General features: G+C 31.0%; 15 protein-coding genes. 8 read left to right on the top strand and 7 right to left on the bottom strand.

The features are described from left to right. Positions 1 to 94: 94 nt before the first annotated feature. The 4 genes from ychF to WNY60_RS01655 all read left to right on the top strand — a co-directional run bounded on the left by ychF (position 95) and on the right by WNY60_RS01655 (position 6,375). The gene (ychF, locus tag WNY60_RS01640; protein ID WP_341586669.1) at positions 95 to 1,189 is read left to right on the top strand and encodes a redox-regulated ATPase YchF; all 1,095 of its coding nucleotides are present in this window, start codon (positions 95 to 97) and stop codon (positions 1,187 to 1,189) included. Positions 1,190 to 1,328: 139 nt separating this feature from the next. Continuing rightward, a complete protein-coding gene (locus WNY60_RS01645) occupies positions 1,329 to 1,739 on the top strand; it encodes an SRPBCC family protein (RefSeq protein WP_315897451.1) in 411 nt (136 codons plus the stop codon). Positions 1,740 to 1,842: 103 nt separating this feature from the next. After that, positions 1,843 to 3,702: a DNA topoisomerase IV subunit B gene (locus WNY60_RS01650; RefSeq protein WP_145001782.1), complete on the top strand. Its 1,860-nt coding sequence runs from the start codon at positions 1,843 to 1,845 to the stop codon at positions 3,700 to 3,702. Further along, complete coding sequence (locus WNY60_RS01655; protein WP_342861281.1) at positions 3,703 to 6,375, top strand: DNA gyrase/topoisomerase IV subunit A; 2,673 nt, start codon at positions 3,703 to 3,705, stop codon at positions 6,373 to 6,375. On the opposite strand, the gene WNY60_RS01660 is transcribed toward WNY60_RS01655, so the two are convergent. Together WNY60_RS01660 and WNY60_RS01665 are read right to left on the bottom strand one after the other, a co-directional pair. Further along, a complete protein-coding gene (locus tag WNY60_RS01660; protein WP_342861490.1) occupies positions 6,372 to 6,992 on the bottom strand; it encodes a putative sugar O-methyltransferase in 621 nt (206 codons plus the stop codon). The two genes, WNY60_RS01655 and WNY60_RS01660, sit on opposite strands and share 4 nt — an antisense overlap. Positions 6,993 to 7,007: 15 nt before the next feature. Then, a complete protein-coding gene (locus WNY60_RS01665) occupies positions 7,008 to 7,181 on the bottom strand; it encodes a hypothetical protein (RefSeq protein WP_342861282.1) in 174 nt (57 codons plus the stop codon). A 251-nt stretch (positions 7,182 to 7,432) separates the two neighbouring features. On the opposite strand from WNY60_RS01665, the gene WNY60_RS01670 reads away from it, so the two are divergent. Next, positions 7,433 to 8,473: a hypothetical protein gene (locus WNY60_RS01670; RefSeq protein WP_342861283.1), complete on the top strand. Its 1,041-nt coding sequence runs from the start codon at positions 7,433 to 7,435 to the stop codon at positions 8,471 to 8,473. Positions 8,474 to 8,522: 49 nt separating this feature from the next. On the opposite strand, the gene WNY60_RS01675 is transcribed toward WNY60_RS01670, so the two are convergent. The 3 genes from WNY60_RS01675 to WNY60_RS01685 form a co-directional block, all read right to left on the bottom strand. Next, positions 8,523 to 9,308, bottom strand: a complete 786-nt coding sequence (locus WNY60_RS01675; protein WP_145001779.1) for a TerC family protein — start codon at positions 9,306 to 9,308, stop codon at positions 8,523 to 8,525. A 3-nt stretch (positions 9,309 to 9,311) separates the two neighbouring features. Then, the gene (locus WNY60_RS01680; protein WP_341586660.1) at positions 9,312 to 9,686 is read right to left on the bottom strand and encodes a DNA topoisomerase IV; all 375 of its coding nucleotides are present in this window, start codon (positions 9,684 to 9,686) and stop codon (positions 9,312 to 9,314) included. 256 nt (positions 9,687 to 9,942) lie between these two features. Continuing rightward, positions 9,943 to 10,380 carry a helix-turn-helix transcriptional regulator gene (locus tag WNY60_RS01685; protein ID WP_145001778.1) on the bottom strand — a complete coding sequence of 146 codons (438 nt, stop codon included), beginning with the start codon at positions 10,378 to 10,380 and terminating at the stop codon, positions 9,943 to 9,945. Between the two features lie 313 nt (positions 10,381 to 10,693). On the opposite strand from WNY60_RS01685, the gene WNY60_RS01690 reads away from it, so the two are divergent. The 3 genes from WNY60_RS01690 to WNY60_RS01700 all read left to right on the top strand — a co-directional run bounded on the left by WNY60_RS01690 (position 10,694) and on the right by WNY60_RS01700 (position 12,981). Further along, complete coding sequence (locus tag WNY60_RS01690) at positions 10,694 to 11,830, top strand: M14 metallopeptidase family protein (protein WP_342861284.1); 1,137 nt, start codon at positions 10,694 to 10,696, stop codon at positions 11,828 to 11,830. A gap of 73 nt (positions 11,831 to 11,903) precedes the next feature. Beyond that, positions 11,904 to 12,383 (top strand): winged helix-turn-helix transcriptional regulator, encoded by a 480-nt coding sequence (locus WNY60_RS01695; RefSeq protein WP_028282071.1) that lies wholly within the window; start codon positions 11,904 to 11,906, stop codon positions 12,381 to 12,383. A gap of 82 nt (positions 12,384 to 12,465) precedes the next feature. Beyond that, positions 12,466 to 12,981 carry a DinB family protein gene (locus WNY60_RS01700; protein WP_145001776.1) on the top strand — a complete coding sequence of 172 codons (516 nt, stop codon included), beginning with the start codon at positions 12,466 to 12,468 and terminating at the stop codon, positions 12,979 to 12,981. A gap of 2 nt (positions 12,982 to 12,983) precedes the next feature. Here WNY60_RS01700 and WNY60_RS01705 read toward each other — a convergent pair whose 3' ends face one another. Both WNY60_RS01705 and aroB read right to left on the bottom strand, forming a co-directional pair. Next, positions 12,984 to 13,298, bottom strand: coding sequence for a hypothetical protein (locus WNY60_RS01705; RefSeq protein WP_145001775.1), 315 nt, complete (start codon positions 13,296 to 13,298; stop codon positions 12,984 to 12,986). Between the two features lie 86 nt (positions 13,299 to 13,384). Beyond that, entirely contained in the window at positions 13,385 to 14,449 is a 1,065-nt protein-coding gene (gene aroB, locus WNY60_RS01710; protein WP_342861285.1) for a 3-dehydroquinate synthase, read from the bottom strand. Positions 14,450 to 14,455: the final 6 nt, after the last annotated feature.

Raw genomic sequence — 14,455 nt, forward strand, 5'->3', positions numbered from 1 at the left:
TTTTTCTAAAGTGAATTAAATATAATACAACTGTAATTTAGTAAATAAGATAGTACTATATTTGCAGCCTTAATTTGAAATAAATTTTCTTTACATGAAAGCAGGAATTGTAGGATTGCCTAACGTTGGTAAATCAACATTATTTAATTGTTTATCAAATGCAAAAGCGCAAAGTGCTAACTTTCCGTTTTGTACTATAGAGCCTAACATAGGTGTAGTAAATGTACCAGACCCAAGATTAGAAAAGTTAGAAAGCTTGGTTAATCCAGAACGTGTATTACCAGCAACTGTTGAGATTGTTGACATCGCAGGATTAGTAAAAGGAGCAAGTAAAGGTGAAGGTTTAGGTAATCAGTTTTTAGGAAACATTAGAGAAACAGATGCGATTTTACATGTTTTACGTTGTTTTGACAATGATAACATTGTGCATGTTGATGGCAATGTAAATCCAATTAGAGATAAGGAAACTATCGATATGGAATTACAATTAAAGGATCTTGAAACTGTAGATAAAAAACTAGAAAAAGTTAAACGTGCTGCAAAAACAGGTAATAAAGAGGCTCAAAAAGAAGAGGCTGTGTTACTAAAGTTAAAAGCTGGTTTAGAAGCAGGTGTGTCTGTTAGAGCTTTAGAGTTTACAGAAGATGAATTAGAAGAATTTGTTAAGCCATCGCAACTAATAACTGGAAAACCTGTATTATATGTTTGTAATGTGGATGAGGATAGTGCTGTCTCTGGAAATGCTTACGTAGATTTAGTTAAAGATGCTGTTAAAGATGAAAATGCTGAAGTATTAGTATTAGCAGTTGGAACAGAAGCAGATATTAATGAGTTGGATGATTATGAAGAGCGTCAAATGTTTTTATCAGATATTGGACTAGAAGAGCCAGGATCTGCAAAATTAATTAGATCTGCTTATAAATTATTAAACCAACAAACTTACTTTACAGCAGGAGTTAAGGAAGTTAGAGCATGGACTATAAATGTCGGGTCAACTGCACCACAGGCTGCAGGAGTAATTCATACAGATTTTGAAAAAGGTTTTATTCGTGCCGAAGTGATTGCTTATGATGATTATGTTACTTATGGTAGCGAGTCAAAAGTTAAAGAGGCAGGTAAAATGAGAGTAGAAGGTAAAGGATACACTGTTAAAGATGGAGATGTAATGCATTTCTTATTTAACGTGTAAGCCCACTAAAATAAAGTTTTTACAACGCCATAATGATGCATTTCATTATGGCGTTTTGTATTTTTACAGTAAAGTAATTAATATGCCTTTAATACAACTTAAAACAGTTATCCATGCGAGTTTGAAAACATGTTTTGATTTGTCCAGAGATATAGATTTTCATAAGGATTCATTAAAACACTCAAATGAGAAGGCTATTGCAGGTAAAACCTCTGGTTTAATAGGTTTAGGAGAATCGGTAACATGGGAAGCTACCCATTTTGGAATCCGTCAGCAACTAACCTCCAAAATAACACATTTTGAATCGCCTAAATACTTTGTTGATCAGATGGTTTCAGGAGCATTTAAAAGTTTTAAGCACGAACATATTTTTAGTACAAAAGGAGAAGATACCATCATGATTGATATGTTTTATTTTCAGTCGCCTTTTGGCATTTTAGGTAGATTGGCTAACGTGTTATTTTTAACTAGTTATATGAAAAATTTGCTTGAAACTAGAAATCATTTTCTAAAAATTAAGGCCGAAATCATACAAAATCAACAATCTTAACACTAATAGTTATACATTGTTAATTACTTTATCTATGCAGTGTTTCATTTTTTAAAGGGTTATATTATATTAGCAACGTATCTCCAAATTGCATCAAAATTTTATGTCAGAACAAACTAAATATACCGAAGATAATATACGATCACTAGACTGGAAAGAGCATATACGTATGCGTCCAGGAATGTATATTGGAAAGCTTGGTGACGGATCGTCTCCAGATGATGGTATATATATTCTACTTAAAGAGGTGTTAGACAACTCCATTGATGAGTATGTCATGGGAGCAGGGAAGACCATAGAAATTTCGATACAAGGAAGCAAAGTTATTGTTCGCGATTATGGACGTGGTATTCCTTTAGGTAAAGTAGTGGATGTTGTGTCTAAAATGAACACAGGAGGTAAGTACGACTCAAAAGCCTTTAAAAAATCCGTAGGATTAAATGGTGTCGGTACAAAAGCAGTAAATGCATTATCATCTTATTTTAGAGTAGAGTCTTCTAGAGACGGTAAAAGTGCTTCTGCAGATTTTGCTCAAGGTAATTTAATGGACGAGGAGTTTTTAGAAGAAACAACGCGTCGTAAAGGTACCAAGGTGTCCTTTGTTCCTGATGATATTATATTTAAAAACTACAAATACAGAAGTGAATATGTAGTAAAAATGCTTAAAAACTATGTTTACCTAAACCCAGGATTGACTATAGTTTTTAATGGAGAAAAATTTTATTCTGAAAACGGATTAAAAGATTTATTAGCAGAAAAAATTGCTGAATCAGACTTGTTATATCCAATCATTCATTTACGTGGTGATGATATTGAAGTCGCTTTAACACATAGTAAAACACAATATAGCGAAGAATATAACAGTTTTGTAAATGGTCAAAATACCACACAAGGAGGTACGCACTTAAATGCCTTTAGAGAAGGTTTGGTAAAAACCATTCGTGACTTTTTTGGAAAACAATATGATGCTTCAGATATACGTAAGTCCGTTGTAAGTGCTGTAGCTATAAAGGTAATGGAACCTGTTTTTGAAAGTCAAACAAAAACAAAACTTGGATCTACAGACATGGGAGGGGAGTTACCTACTGTTAGAACCTATGTTTCAGATTTTCTTAAAACACATTTAGATAATTATTTACACAAAAATCCAGAAACAGCAGATAAGCTACAACGTAAAATTTTACAAGCAGAACGTGAGCGTAAAGAATTATCTGGAATTAGAAAATTAGCAAAAGACAGAGCTAAAAAAGCGAGTTTACACAATAAAAAATTACGCGATTGTCGTGTGCATTTTGGTGATATTAAAAATGAACGTAACCTGGAAAGTACCTTGTTTATAACAGAGGGAGATTCGGCATCAGGAAGTATCACAAAATCCAGAGATGTAAATACACAAGCAGTATTTAGTTTAAAGGGTAAACCTTTAAATTGTTACGGATTAACAAAGAAGATTGTTTACGAAAACGAAGAGTTTAATCTCCTGCAAGCTGCTTTAAATATCGAAGAGTCGCTGGAAGATTTAAGATACAACAACGTCGTTATTGCAACAGATGCCGATGTCGATGGTATGCACATTAGATTATTATTAATCACTTTCTTTTTACAATTTTTTCCAGAAGTAATTAAAGAAGGTCATTTGTATATATTACAAACACCTTTATTTAGAGTTCGTAATAAAAAAGAAACCATTTACTGCTACTCAGAGGATGAACGTAGAGAAGCAATAGAAAAACTGAAACCAAAACCAGAAATTACTCGATTTAAAGGTTTAGGAGAAATTAGTCCAGATGAGTTTGTTCACTTTATAGGTGAAGACATTAGATTGGATCCAGTAATGTTAGATGATAATATGTCTATTGAAGAGTTGTTGTCATTTTACATGGGTAAAAACACACCAACAAGACAAGAGTTTATTATTGATAATCTTAAAGTTGAACTTGATTTAATTGAGGAGGATAAATAGATGATAGAAGAAAACGACGACCTAGCTAACGACAATTTAGAAAACTTAGACAATCAAGAACCTCAAGAAACCATTACCAGGATTACTGGTATGTATAAAGAATGGTTTTTAGATTATGCATCCTACGTAATTCTGGAACGTGCAGTTCCAGCAATAGAAGACGGATTTAAACCTGTACAACGTCGTATCATGCATTCCATGAAAGATTTGGATGATGGACGTTATAATAAAGTAGCCAATATAGTTGGACATACTATGCAGTATCATCCACATGGAGATGCAAGTATTGCAGATGCTATGGTACAAATTGGTCAAAAAGACTTATTAATAGATACACAAGGAAACTGGGGAAACATCCTAACAGGAGATCGTGCAGCAGCAGCACGTTATATTGAAGCCCGAATTTCTAAATTTGGATTAGACGTTGTCTTTAATCCTAAGATAACAGAATGGCAAGCGTCCTATGATGGTCGTCGTAAAGAGCCTGTGAATTTACCAGTAATGTTTCCTTTATTGCTTGCACAAGGAGGAGAAGGTATTGCTGTAGGATTATCAACAAAAATATTACCTCATAATTTTATTGAGTTAATTGATGCGTCTGTAAAACATCTACAGGGTAAACGCTTTACATTGTTTCCTGATTTTCCAACAGGAGGTATTGCAGATTGTAGTGACTATAATGATGGATTGCGTGGCGGAAAAGTACGTTGTCGTGCTAAAATTAGTCAGTTAGATAAAAACACATTGGTTGTTAATGAGTTGCCTTTTGGTACTACAACCTCTTCATTAATAGATTCGATATTAAAAGCTAACGACAAAGGAAAAATTAAAATCAAAAAAATTGAAGATAATACTGCTGCAACTGTAGAGATTTTAATTCATTTACCTTCTGGTTTGTCTCCAGATAAAACCATTGATGCCTTATATGCATTTACAGCCTGCGAAAGTTCAATTTCGCCTTTAGGTTGTGTTATTGAAGATAACAAACCACTATTTGTTGGTGTGACAGAAATGTTGCGTCGTAGTACAGATAATACTGTAGATTTATTAAGACAAGAGTTAGAAATTAGATTAGGTGAGTTTGAAGAGCAATGGCACTTTGCGAGTCTTGAACGTATTTTTATCGAAAATAGAATCTATCGTGACATTGAAGAAGAAGAAACTTGGGATGGTGTTATTGAGGCTATTGATAAAGGTTTAAAACCACATATACAACATCTTAAACGTGCTATTACAGTAGATGATATTACGCGTTTAACAGAAATTAGAATCAAGCGTATTTCTAAATTTGATATTGATAAAGCACAACAAAAAATTGACGCATTAGAAGCGCAAATAGCTGAGGTTAAACATCATTTAGCAAACTTAATTGACTATGCCATAGCGTACTTTACAAGACTTAAAAAAGAGTATGGTGAAGGTCGTGAGCGTAAAACAGAACTACGTGCTTTTGAAGATGTGGATGCTACTAAAGTAGTAATCAGAAACACCAAATTATATGTAAACAGAGAAGAAGGTTTTATTGGTACATCACTAAAACGCGACGAGTATGTTTGCGATTGTAGTGATATTGACGATATCATTGCTTTTACTGCAGATGGTAAAATGATGGTTACCAAAGTGGATAGTAAAACTTTTATAGGCAAAAATATTATACACGTAGCAGTCTTTAAAAAGAAAGACAAGCGTACCATTTATAATTTAATTTATCGTGATGGCACAAAAGGTCCAGCGTATGTTAAGCGTTTTGCTGTAACGTCTATTACACGAGATAAAGATTATGATTTAACCAACGGAAACAAAGGGTCTAAAACTTGGTATTTTTCTGCTAATCCAAATGGAGAAGCTGAGGTAGTTTCTATTAGTTTACGTCAGGTTGGAAGTATTAAAAAGTTAAAATGGGATTTAGATTTTGCGGATATTTTAATTAAAGGTCGTGCGTCTAAAGGTAACGTGGTGACTAAACATGCTATTAAATCTGTAGAGTTAAAAGAAAAAGGAATTTCGACTTTAAAGCCAAGAAAAATATGGTTTGACGACACTGTACAGCGTTTAAATGTTGACGGTAGAGGTGAGTTGGTTGGCGAGTTTAGAGGAGAGGATAAACTGTTAATAATAAATCAAAAAGGTATAGTAAAAACGGTTACTCCAGAGGTAACGCTTCATTTTGATGATGATATGATTGTCATGGAAAAATGGTTGCCTAAAAAGCCTGTATCTGCTATTTATTATGATGGAGAAAAGGAGCGATATTATGTAAAACGTTTTTTAATTGAAAATGAAAACAAAGAAGAATCCTTTATTACAGATCATCCTAATTCGCAATTAGAAATTGTATCTACAGACTGGAAACCTGTTGCCGAAATTGTTTTTGCTAAAGAAAGAGGTAAAGATAGAAAGGATAACGAAGAAGTGAATTTGGAAGAGTTTATTGCTATTAAAGGGATTTCTGCTTTAGGAAACCAACTAACCAAAGACAAAGTAAATGCCATTAATTTATTAGAGCCTATTCCTTATGAAGCTCCAGAAGAAACTCCAGCAGAAGACATAGAAGTGAAGGAGGAGGAGAATATTTCTAAAAAAACAGAATCTAAAACAGATGAAAAATCTAGCAAAGATGATGATAATCAGGAATATGGGTTAGATGATAAGGGTCAGGTGACTTTGTTTTAATTTTTTCCCCAAACAATAATACAATTTTTGCTTGAACTACATGGTTCTTCGTTAATTAGTTGAGAATTTGGAATGATCTCTAAAAGTTGTTCTTTTGTATAGGAATTAAAGGATATAGGATTAATATTATTAAAAATCATATAACCTCTTTTAGAGTTTAGAATGACTTTATTTAAGTATACGTCTTGGATGTGACCTGGGAGTTCTGAAAAAGCATAATTACTAATAATTAAGTCATAGCTTTCTGTTTTTAATTCATTCATTGTTTTATATCTTATAGAAGTATTTAAAGCGTATTTATCAAGATAAGTTTGTGCTAACATTAAAACTTTTTTAAGATCTACTAGGGTATATTCTTCAGTTTTACTTATGCTATTAATTATTCTACATTGGCCTCCATAACCAACACCAATTTCACAAATTTTAAAATTATTTAAATCTTTAAATAGTCTTAGTAAATCTTCATAAACATTAATATAACGTAAAGTTGATGGAGAAATTAAGCCTATATTTTCATAATTAAATCTCCTTGGATTTCCCCAAATGTCATTTTGTTTAAAAAGTTCAATGTTTTTTTCTTGAATTAACGACTTGTTATTTCTTGCTATTTTTTCGATGTATAAGTGGCCATCCTACTCTGTGGCATGCTCCAAAATCCTATTGTAGGCATATTCTCTTTTAAAATTATTAAATAATTTAGAATCTAAACTTGCTTTAGCGCAAAAGTCAGGGTAGATTTGATTATCAGAGATGCTTGTTGAAATTTTAATTTCACCATACTTGTATAAACGTATTTTTTTATACAATTTTATAAATGATTTTGGCGCAATTTTTTTAAAGTTTCTTTCATTAAAGTATATTTCTAATTGATCAATTATTTCTATTTGTCTTTGAGCACAATTTAAATTATAATTTGGAAATAAGTAGTTTATATTTGAGTTAAAAATTCTGTTATTATGTTTTTTAGTACGTTAAAATATCATAAAATTTAAAATATTAAAAACTGCTTTTAAAGTGTTTACGTAGATACTTATAAACCAATAAATATTTTAAAATTATGAAAACATCAAATTTAGCAAAAAACACAATGTTATCCCTTTTCGTTTCCGCAGCACTAGTATCGTGTAGTGATGATGATAACGACGCAATAGTAATAAACGATGGCGAATCTACTTCAGTTAAGTTGTATACTTCTAATAATGCAGATGGTAACATTACAATTTATGATGTTACAGATCAATCTGCAGTAACTTCAAAAACTTTAATTACAACTAGTATTGCTGCAGACGGAGTATATTATGATGCAACTAACGATTTTTTATTGCAAGCTTCTAGAACAGATTTAGGATTAGAAGGTTATAATAATACAAATAGTTTGGTTTCTGGTGCTACATTAACAGTAGATGTGGATGGAACCAATGACATGCAAAGTCCAAGAGAAGTTGCTGTTAATGGCAATTTTATTGTGGTTGCAGATAATGCAGATGTGGATGGAGATCCATTAACTCCTGACGGAAGATTATACGTTTACACAAAAGATGGTAACACCATTACATTGCGTAATACTATTACAACGTCGTTTAAATTATGGGGAATAACGTTTGATAACAATAACCTATATGCTGTAGTGGATGCTACAAATGAGTTAGCAGTGTTTACGGACTTTTTATCTAACACAACAGATATGTCGTTAACAGCTTCTAAACGTATTATTGTAGAAGGAATTGTTAGAACACATGGTTTGACTTTTGATGCTAGTTCTGATGTTATGATATTAACAGATATTGCAGATGCTGCAAATGGTCAAGATGATGGAGGTTTTCATTACATCGAAAATTTCACGTCAAAGTTTAATGCTGTAGCTAATGGTGGAACTTTAGAAGTGTCACAACAAGTTAGAGTATCAGGCGCTTCAACATTATTAGGTAATCCTGTAGATGTTGCTTATGATGCGTCAACACAAACCGTTTACATTGCGGAAGCAGGTAATGGAGGCGGAAGAATTTTAGCTTTCAATAATTTTGAAGCAGGAGGAAACATTACTCCTTTTATTAATAATAGTTTAGCAGCTGCATCAGCAGTATATTTGTCTAAATAATTTAAACTTATTAAATAAAAAAAAGACCATCGTTAGATGGTCTTTTTTTTTATTTCTTTTTAGAAATTTTTTGATTTAAAAACTCTATAAATAACGAGAAGGCGATAGCAAAATACAGATAACCTTTAGGTATAGCTCCAACCGTTTTGTCAAAAAAGGTAGTGTGCGATAGGTGACCAGCTTCGGTAATTAACATAAACCCTATTAAGATTAAAAAGGATAGTCCTAAAATTTGAATACTTGGATTGGCGTCTATAAAACGTCTTATTTTATTAGCAAAAGCAATCATTATAATAATGGATATTACTACAGCAATAATCATTAAAATCAAATTATGATTATGGTTAGTAGATAATCCATTGGTCATACCAACAGCTGTTAAAATACTATCTATTGAAAATATAAAATCTATTATTAAAATCTGAACAATAGCTTGTTGCAAGGATTTAATTGGTTTGCTTTTTACTTCGTCTTCATCATGTGATGGTGTTTCTACTTTCTCTCTAATTTCCGAAGTAGATTTATATATTAAAAATAATCCTCCAAAAAATAAAATTAACGCTTGCCAACTTAATTCCAGATGCATCCAATTAAAATCTATTTTGTAAAAAGGCTCGGACAATCCTACCAAAAAGGATACAAAAAACAACAAGATTATACGTTGTACCATTGCTAGTAGTAGTCCAATGTTTGTTACTTTGTTTCGTTGGTCTTCTGGAAGTTTATTTGCAGCAATAGAAATAAAAACAATATTATCAATCCCTAATATTATTTCTAAGAAAGTTAAAGTTAATAATGCAAAAATAGCATCACTAGAAAGTAGAAAGTCTAACATGGTTTATTTTTTAATATAAGCTACACCTTTTTGTTTATTGGTCTCTCCAACATAAGAATATTCAAAAGTATAAGAAGTATCTGTAGTGACTAAAACTTTAAGATGTACATCTTTACGTTCAGCCATATTTTTAGGATTTATAGTTTTGTAAATGACTTCACAATCATTTACCCACCTTACCAATGTACTATCAACTTTACCTTCATATGTTTCTATTTGTAAACTATCTGTTCTAGTAAAGGTAGATTTATAAATTACATCTCCAACTTTAACTTCGCTATAAAATTGACCTGTTTTAAAGTCTTTGCAGTTTCGTTCCACTTTGTAGCAACTAAAAAAGCTAGTTAAAATGATAAGGTATATTAGTTTTAATTTCATCACATAAGGTTTACAACAAAATTAATTAAAAGTTTGATTATAATATCAAAAATTCAACCTTTCTATAATTCGCGTATTTGAAAATTTTATGTACCTAACTACAAATTCGCAAAATTTGAAAATGGCGACAAAAAGTTGAAAAGGTGAACAAATTTAAATTTTTAAAAATTTATGACGTTTGCGTTCGTTTTTTTAAAATTCACAAAACAGAAATTTTATTCAAAAGAAAATGAAAAATAAAATAGAGGCGTCTTAATTAAGAATTTTCAAAATTTGAAAAACTTCCATCAGAATAAAAAATTACGATGCGTTCAATAATTTTTCCGTTAGAAGATTTTTGATTTAAATTTTGTAGTAAATCAGAATTTTTAGTTTCTACTGGATTTTCATTTTTTGTATTAGAAAATAAATCTTGATCTTCATTTTTAGAAATTGGTGCAATTGGTGTTTGTCGGTTTTTAGTTTCACTTTTTGGAAATTCACCTTTTCCATTCATCAACCAATACAATTCTACTTCCTCAAAAGAGGAGAGCACTTTCAATACAAATTCTAAACTTGGTTTGTTTCTACCTGATAATATATGTGATATGCTAGAGCGTTGCACACCAATTTTTTCGGCAAAAGAAGAGGCATTCTCACCGTAATAATCCATGACTTTTTGAAGTCTTTTAGAAAAATCTGCATTGTTTATCATAACGATACAAATGTAAACATTTAATCTGAATACTCGATGTTACAAATGTAAATATTGTAACTATTAAAAGTTAATTAGCATAGCTATCGTGTAAATAATATTAAATTAAAACTTTAAATATAATGCATTAACTACCTGAAAAATAGTATTTTAAAATAGTTTTGTAAGAATCAGAACTAATTGGTTATTAGCGATATAGTATTTGCCTTTTAAATCACCATAAATGTTTACATAAGTAAATTACAAATGTAAATTTTGTTGGTTACAATTGTAAATAACTATTTGGTTACATTTGTAAACTAATAAAACAACTATGGATAATCAATTATTAAATACCTTATATACTACCTATAAAGCGTCTGCGTTGTATGGACGTTATATTCAGTTAAAAGACATTGCTCCGCTTATAAATAATCTACCTGAATTTTGTAAAGTAGAAGTTATTGGTAAATCTGTTTTAGGTGAAAGTATTTCTTCTATAACAATTGGTAATGGACCAATTAAAGTGTTAATGTGGTCACAGATGCACGGAAATGAATCTACGACTACAAAAGCGGTATTTGATATGTTAAACAGTTTTAGTGATGCTAGTATGCAATCACTTTTAGAGGCATGTACACTTAAAATCATACCTATGTTAAATCCAGATGGCTCTGCAGCTTATACTAGGCTAAACGCTAATGCTGTAGATTTAAATAGGGATGCACAGGATTTGTCCCAGCCTGAAAGTGTTGTTTTAAACACTTGTTTTAAACGCTTTAAACCCGATTATTGTTTTAATCTTCATGGACAACGTACTATGTTTAGTGTTGGTGATACTAATAAACCTGCGACTTTATCTTTTTTATCTCCATCGCAGGATAAACATAGAAGTGTTACTACAACTAGGCAAAAAGCTATGCATGTTATAAGTGCTATTAATATGGGTTTACAAGATGATTTACCTAATCAAATTGGGAGGTATGACGACGGTTTTAATATTAATTGTGTTGGTGATGCGTTTCAAAGCTTAAATGCGCCTACAATCTTGTTTGAAGCAGGACATTATAAAGATGATTACAATAGGGAAGTAGTACGAGGTTTTGTTTTTAAAGCGCTTTTACTAGCTTTGAATTATATAGTTAGTGAGGATAAGCAGCGGTTTGATGTGACACATTATAATGCTATCCCAGAAAACGGAAAGCGATTTTATGATGTAATTATACGTAATGCACAATTTAAAGATCAGATATTAGATATTGGTATTAATTATCAGGAACGATTGCTTAATAATGCAGTGAAGTTTATGCCTAAAGTTGTTGCTATTACAGATTTATCTAAATTTTATGGTCATAAAGAAATAGATGCTAGCCACAATAAGGTTCTAAATCACGATAATAAGTTGATATCTATAGATTACGAAAACGATTTCGTTGTTATTAATAATGTGAAATTATCATTAAATCTTTAAAAATTTCCAATTTTAATGTATAAAATTCATTAAAAATGTTTTAATTTTGTCTATTATTTAATAAAAACATAAAATGGCAAAGTTTAAACTAGACGAAATTGATCATCAGATTCTTGATATGTTGATAGAAAACACAAGAGTTCCTTTTACAGATATAGCTAAAAAATTATTAATTTCAGCTGGTACAGTTCACGTTAGAGTGAAAAAGATGGAAGATGCAGGGATAATTAAAGGATCGTCATTAACGCTTGATTATCGTAAATTAGGGTATTCATTTATAGCTTACGTAGGTGTGTTTTTACAAAATACTTCTAAAACATCTTTTGTTTTGGAGCGTATAAACGAAATTCCATTTGTGACTGTAGCGCATGTTACTACAGGCAAATTTAATATCTTTTGTAAAATTAGAGCTAGAAACACTGAGCATGCAAAGGATGTAATCTTTATGTTAGATGACATAGAAGGTGTTTACAGAACAGAAACAATGATATCTTTAGAAGAAAGCATTAACGATAAAAAACGTTTAATGCACAGTATTTTTAACGAATTATAAGGCATTAAAAAAACACTTAATAAAATTTAAAACGCTTCAATATTGAAGCGTTTTTTGTTTATTTAGATTAAATTTTAAAATTATGACCATATCAGATTTAAATGACACGGAATATATTCCTTATTTTAAAGGGTATATTGATAATGCTAATGGACTTAAGTTGTTGCCAGGATTGCAATCTAGTTTTGATGAAGCTCTTCTTTTTTTTCAATCTATTGATGAAGATAAATTAAGTTATAGATATGCAGAAGGTAAGTGGACTATTAAAGAGATTATTTGTCATTTAATTGATACTGAGCGTATATTTTGTTACAGAGCATTACGTTTTGCTAGACAAGATAAAACAGTGTTGTCGGGCTTTGATGAAAATGAATATGTGGAGTATTCTGGTGCAGATGATAGGACTATTGATAGCTTGTTAGAAGAGTATAAAAGTGTTAGGCAGGCTAGTATAGCGCTGTATAATAGCTTTAGTCAAACAACGTTGTTATCCAAAGGTGTAGCTGGCTCAGGACATGTATCTGTTAGAGCATTAGGCTTTTTAATAATTGGTCATGAAAAACATCATATACGTATTATTAAAGAGCGTTATTTGTAGCTTTATTCTTCTTCATCAGATAAAATCAAATTGCTGTCAAGTTGTTTTTGGTTAAAATCTACAACAACATGACCATCGCTATTTGTTTCTAAGTTAATTTCAGAATCAAAATTGGTCATCGTGTAATGTAATTTACAGCTAACCTTGACTAAATAGATCGTATCTTTAGTTTGGACTTCAACAGCTTCAATAGTTTCATTGTTATGATTGTCAAAGGTGATAATATCTTTATCGCCATAACCATCCGGAAACTTTTGAGTAAGTAAATTTAATACCTCAGGTGTTAATTTTTTATAATCTACAATAACTTTTCGCATACCAATATATTTTAAATTAAACTGGTTAGAATAGTTCTGTAACATAGCAATTAACTAAAATTACAAATTATTTTGATGCAAACGTATTATTCGTTGTAAAATTTAAAAGAATTGATTATCAAGTCATTATCTACTATGCAATTGATTTTTGGTTCACCAATAGCTTCTAATAACACAAAATTTATATTACCTTTTTCGTTTTTCTTGTCAAACTTCATTAAATCAATAATAGCCTCGAGATCTTCTGTTGGAATATCTACTTTGTCATATATCTTTATTAAACTGTTTTTAATGTCGATAACCTTTTCTTCAGGAAAGTTAATTAGTTTAGAAGATAAGTAAACTTCCAAAATCATACCTATCGCTATGGCTTCTCCATGCAGTAAAGCTTTAGTCTCATGGTTTAAATAAAACGACTCAATTGCATGACCTAGTGTATGTCCAAAATTTAAAGATTTTCTAAGATTTTGCTCGGTTGGATCTTGTTCTACAATTGCTTTTTTAATCAAAACAGAGTCATAAATTAGCTGATCCAAATCTTCAAGTGTTAATTTAGATAAGGCTGTTAACTTATTGTAGTATAATTCATTGTGTATTAATCCATGTTTAAGCATTTCTGCTAAACCAGAACGCATTTCTCTGCTTGATAAAGTGGAAAGGTAACTAGTGTCGATTAACACCATATTAGGTGTTTTAATGATGCCTATTTGATTTTTTATGTGGTCTAAGTCTACACCATTTTTACCTCCAATTGACGCATCAACCATAGATAAAAGTGTGGTCGGAATATTTACAAATTGTATACCTCTTTGATAAGTACACGCCACAAAACCACCTAAATCCGTAACAACACCTCCTCCTAAATTAATCATAAAAGATTTTCGGTCTGCGCTTAACTCGGATAACGTTTGCCAAACACCCAAACAAGTTTCGATGTTTTTATGTTTTTCGCCAGCTTCAATTTCAATTATTTCAATAGTCAAATCTGTTGTTAATTCTGATAACAACTTAGGTAAGCAAAGGGTTGACGTATTGCTGTCTACTAAAATAAAAATATTTGAAAACGTATTTTCAGAGATGTAAGTATTTAATGCAGAGTAGCTATTTTGATTAAATTGTATGCTGTAATCTTGGGTTTTAATAGGAGTCATAAATGC

It is taken from the genome of Olleya sp. AS48, assembly GCF_038900355.1.
Classification (GTDB): Bacteria; Bacteroidota; Bacteroidia; order Flavobacteriales; family Flavobacteriaceae; genus Olleya.